Here is a 609-nt window from a genome sequence, read left to right on the forward strand (position 1 = left end):
TAGTTCTATAGAAAAAAATAGAACCACTAACTACAATAATAACTGCAATCCCTGGTGCAATATATTTTTTATAGCTCATGGTTCACTCTCCTATTCACTTACTTCTTCAGTTTCTTCCACTTCTTTATAATGTTCTTTAACTTCCGCTAACACATCTTCTGCATGTTCGAGTGACTTTTGCAATTTGCGTTTGCGTACCAATTTGTATACGCCTACACCAATACCAACTGCAACTACTGTTACACCTACTGCGATTCCACCTTTTACCAATACTTCTTTACTCAATTTACTTACCCCTTTTTCTGCTGCTTGTTTAATATTGTCATAATTTTCAATGACTGTTTGTGCCGATTGTGCTGCTGACAATCCTGCCATACCTGCTGCAATTACAGGTTCTTCTTTAGCTAATTCACTAGCTTCTTCTTCGCGTTTATTTTGTTCACGAATTTCTGCTTGTTCTGCTTCACTAAGTTTCTTGAAATCCTTAGCTTTTTTAAAAGCAAGACCCCCTGCAATAATTGTGGGGATCAAAGCGATTGCGATTTTAATTTGTGTATCTTTTTTCATTATATATTCCTTCTATAATTTATATTTGCTTACCAGCTAGTT

At 35.3% G+C, this 609-nt stretch carries 1 protein-coding gene; it reads right to left on the reverse strand.

All coding sequences use genetic code 11. From position 1 onward, the window contains the following. Positions 1 to 90: 90 nt before the first annotated feature. Positions 91 to 567 (reverse strand): hypothetical protein, encoded by a 477-nt coding sequence (locus N1032_RS26335; RefSeq protein WP_259543600.1) that lies wholly within the window; start codon positions 565 to 567, stop codon positions 91 to 93. Positions 568 to 609: the final 42 nt, after the last annotated feature.

Source organism: Herbiconiux daphne (genome assembly GCF_024979295.1).
Classification (GTDB): Bacteria; Actinomycetota; Actinomycetes; order Actinomycetales; family Microbacteriaceae; genus Herbiconiux; species Herbiconiux daphnes.